General features: G+C 66.6%; 3 protein-coding genes and 1 pseudogene. All 4 read right to left on the bottom strand.

Annotated elements, in window-relative coordinates; genetic code table 11:
- Positions 1-1,490: nitrogen regulation protein NR(I) (gene ntrC / locus KIT86_RS24630; RefSeq protein WP_297403306.1), on the bottom strand; the 1,490-nt coding region annotated here is incomplete at its 3' end.
- 48 nt (positions 1,491-1,538) lie between these two features.
- The gene (gene glnL, locus KIT86_RS24625; protein WP_297403308.1) at positions 1,539-2,618 is read right to left on the bottom strand and encodes a nitrogen regulation protein NR(II); all 1,080 of its coding nucleotides are present in this window, start codon (positions 2,616-2,618) and stop codon (positions 1,539-1,541) included.
- 74 nt (positions 2,619-2,692) lie between these two features.
- On the bottom strand, positions 2,693-3,220 hold the full coding sequence (locus KIT86_RS24620) for a hypothetical protein (RefSeq protein ID WP_297403304.1): 528 nt from the start codon (positions 3,218-3,220) through the stop codon (positions 2,693-2,695).
- 210 nt (positions 3,221-3,430) lie between these two features.
- Positions 3,431-3,839, bottom strand: a pseudogene (glnA, locus tag KIT86_RS24615) (glutamine synthetase); the annotation flags it as partial.

Genomic DNA, 3,839 nt, shown 5'->3' with positions numbered 1-3,839 from the left:
GCGGCCTCGATGCGGCGCCCGCGCGTGTTGGTCAGCGCGGTCTGGATCAGGCGCGTTTCAAAGCGGCGCGTCAGCACGTCCCAGACGTCGGTGCGGCCGTCTTCGAGCAGGGCCTGGGCCTCGGCCTGCAAGCCGCTCTCCCAGGCCTGCGGCGCCGACTGCGCGGTCTGCGCCATGGGGGATGCGATGGCCGACTCGGCGTGCGCGATGGCCGCCGAACTGCTGGCGTAGACCGGCTCAGGCGCCGCCGAGGCCATGAAGCCGGCGGGCAGGGACAGCGCGGCCGGAGCCTCCGAAACAGGGGCCCCTGCGGAGGCGGTGCCGCTCATGGACAGCACCTCGGGCGGCAGGTCCTTGAGTTCGATCACCTGGGCCGGAGCCATCACCGTGAGCCAATGGCAGACGTTTTCCAGCTGGCGCACGTTGCCCGGGAAGTCGAACGCGCCCAGCAGCTTCAGGGCGGCCTCGGAAATGCGCTTGGGCTCCACGCCCAGCTGCTTGGCGCTTTGCTGCAGGAAAAAGCGCGTGAGCATGGGCACGTCTTCGCGCCGCTCGCGCAGCGCGGGCAGGCGCAGGCGGATCACATTGAGGCGGTGGAACAGGTCTTCGCGGAACACGCCTTCCTTGACGCGCTGCTCCAGGTTCTGGTGGGTGGCGGCGATCACGCGCACGTTGGCGCGCACAGCGCTGTGGCCGCCGACGCGGTAGAAGTGCCCATCGGACAGCACGCGCAGCAGGCGGGTCTGCAGGTCAAACGGCATGTCGCCGATCTCGTCGAGGAACAGCGTGCCGCCATCGGCCTGCTCGAAGCGGCCACGGCGCATGGTCTGCGCGCCGGTGAAGGCGCCACGCTCATGACCGAACAGTTCGGACTCCAGGAGATCCTTGGGTATGGCCGCGGTGTTGATGGCCACGAAGGGCCCGGCAGCGCGCGGCGAGTGCTTGTGAAGCGCGCGCGCCACCAGTTCCTTGCCCGAGCCCGACTCGCCGGTGATCAGCACCGTGACCTGGCTCTGGCTCAGGCGCCCGATGGCGCGGAACACGTCCTGCATCGCGGGGGCCTGGCCCAGCATTTCGGGCGCTGCGCTCATGCGCTCTTCGGCAACTTCCTCACGCAGGCTTTCATCGACCGCGCGGCGGATCAGCTCCACCGCCTTGGGCAGATCGAAGGGCTTGGGCAGGTACTCAAAAGCGCCACCCTGGAAGGCCGAGACCGCACTGTCCAGATCGGAGAACGCGGTCATGATGATGACCGGCAGGCCGGGCAACTTTTCCTTGACCTTCTCCAACAGCTCCAGGCCCGAGCCGCCGGGCATCCGGATGTCGCTCACCAGGATCTGTGGGCCCTCGTGCTCGGGCGTGTCGATCAGTGCCTTGAGCACATCCTGCGGGTTGGTGAAGCTGCGCGTGGGCAGGTTCTCGCGCAGCAGCGCTTTTTCCAGCACGAAGCGGATCGATTGGTCGTCGTCCACTATCCAGATCGGCTTCATTGAGTTGTCTTCCCTTCTTGTGGCACGGCGTTCGACGGTATGTGACGGCTAGGGCAACGGAATCAGAATCTTGAAGTCCGTCTCGTTCGGCACGCTCTCACACTCGATCAATCCGTGGTGCTGCTGGACAAAGGTCTGCGCCAGCGTGAGCCCCAGGCCAGAGCCGCCATCCCGTCCCGACACGAGCGGGAAAAAGATGCGGTCCTTGATCGAGTCTGGAACGCCAGGCCCGTTGTCGATCACATGCAATTCCAGTGCCAGCCGATAGCGCTGTTTACCAAACGTCACCTGTCGGCCCACACGCGTGCGGAACACGATGCGCGCATCGCTCGCCGCGATGCGTTCGCTCAACGCCTGTGCGGCGTTGTGCGCAATGTTGAGCACCGCCTGGATCAGCTGTTCGCGGTCGCCCCGGAACTCGGGAATGGAGGTGTCGTAATCGCGCACGACTTTCAATCCCTTGGGGAACTCGGCCAGGATGAGCGAGCGCACGCGTTCGCACACCTCGTGGATGTTCACGTCGCCCACCACGTGAGGCCTGCGGTGCGGCGCCAACAGGCGGTCCACCAGCGATTGCAGTCGATCGGCCTCGTGGATGATGACCTGCGTGTACTCGATCAGCTCGCGGGATTCGAGCTCCATCTGCAGCAGTTGCGCCGCGCCACGGATGCCGCCGAGCGGGTTCTTGATTTCGTGCGCAAGGTTGCGGATGAGCTCCTTGTTCGCCTGCGCCTGATCGATCAGCCGCTCTTCGCGCTCCTGGCGCGCCTGCTGCTCCAGTGGCAGCAGCTCGACGATCACCTCACCCGGGTTGTCGGTCTGCGCCACGACCACGTGCACGGGCAGGGCTTCGTGGTTGAGGCGCTTGAGCCAGGCGTCGTAGCGCAGCGCGGCAAACTGGTTGCCGCTCGCGCCCTGCAAGGCGTTCTCCAGCAGCGGGGGCTCGGTGAAGCAGTCCTGCAGCAGCGCGCCCGTGATGCTGCGGCGGGACATGCCCAGCGCATCTTCGAGCGCCGCGTTGGCGTAGAGCACGCCACCGTGCGGGTCCACCACCGCCACCAGCGTGGCCAGCAGGTCGAGGGACTGGAAACGGGACGACACCGAGGGCGCCTTGCGCCCGGCGGCCAACGCGTCCGGGTCGGCCGGCGCCCGGCGCGGGAAAGTGGGAAGCAGGGAGGGGAAGCTGGGCTTTTTCAAGCCGCTCATTTTGCGGCAGAACCGACGGCGTTGGCGGATCCCGGCAATCGGTTCAACTCGCGCTGCAGGCCGGCGACGTCGCTCTCGGCCCGCGCCACGGCGGCTTTGAGATCGGCCACCCGATCGAGGTAGCGCTGGTAGTTGCGCGACTCGATGCCCTGCTTCTCGGGTTCGCCATTGGCGTATTCCTTGCGCGCCTGCTCCAGGCGCTCCTGCGCCTTGCGCAGTTCGGCCTCGAGGATGGCGCGCGCATCGCTGTCGCGCGCGCGCTGCGCGGCCGAGTCGACGCGTTCGTTGGCGTTGCCGCTGCGTGGCGCCGCCGCCGCGGGCGTGGCGCGCGGCGGCGTGGGCCGCGTGCCTTCGATGATGGTGATGTTGCCACCCTCCATGGGGCTGCAGCCCTTGGATTTGGCCACCTGTGCGTCGTTGGTGTACTCGTTGCCGCAGCGGTAGATGCGCGCCTGGGCGTGAGCTTCCAGGACGCACAGCGCAAGCGTGGCGACAGCCAGCGACCGGATCGTGAGTGAGGGCATCGGATTCAAGGTGACATCAACTCCAGGAGGCGGTTGGGGGGATCGGCGAGCGCACCAATATGCGTTTTTCAGTATGACCGAAAACGGTTTCAAAAGTGCCGGGCCGGCGTGTGAACGGTGGCGATTGACCGCCCGAGCAACAAAAAAAGGGGCCATGATCATGGCCCCTTGCGGGTTGGCCCAGGCGGCCCGGCAGAGCCGGGCAAGCCATCAAAGGCTGTAGTACATGTCGAACTCGACCGGGTGCGGCGCCATGCGGAAACGCGTGACTTCGCCCATCTTGAGTTCGATGTAGGCGTCGAGCATGGAGTCGGTGAACACGCCACCCTTGGTCAGGAAGCTGCGGTCCTTGTCGAGGTACTCCAGCGCCTGGTCGAGGCTGTGGCACACGGTCGGCACCAGCTTGTCCTCTTCGGGCGGCAGGTGGTACAGGTCCTTGGTGGCGGCTTCGCCCGGGTGGATCTTGTTTTCCACGCCGTCCAGGCCCGCCATCATCAGGGCCGAGAAGGCCAGGTAGGGGTTGGCCGAAGGATCGGGGAAACGCGCTTCGATGCGGCGGCCTTTGGGGTTCGCCACGTACGGAATGCGGATCGAGGCGGAACGGTTGCGGGCCGAGTAG

Origin of the sequence: Hydrogenophaga sp. (genome assembly GCF_026125825.1) — a bacterium.
Lineage (GTDB): Bacteria > Pseudomonadota > Gammaproteobacteria > Burkholderiales > Burkholderiaceae_C > Hydrogenophaga.
The sequence above is the reverse complement of the archived record's forward strand: the minus strand, read 5'-3'. Positions and strand labels throughout refer to the sequence as shown.

Coding starts and splice junctions, on each gene's coding strand:
- KIT86_RS24620 (WP_297403304.1), bottom strand. CDS start 3,220: ATGCCCTCACTCACGATCCGGTCGCTGGCTGTCGCCACGCTTGCGCTG.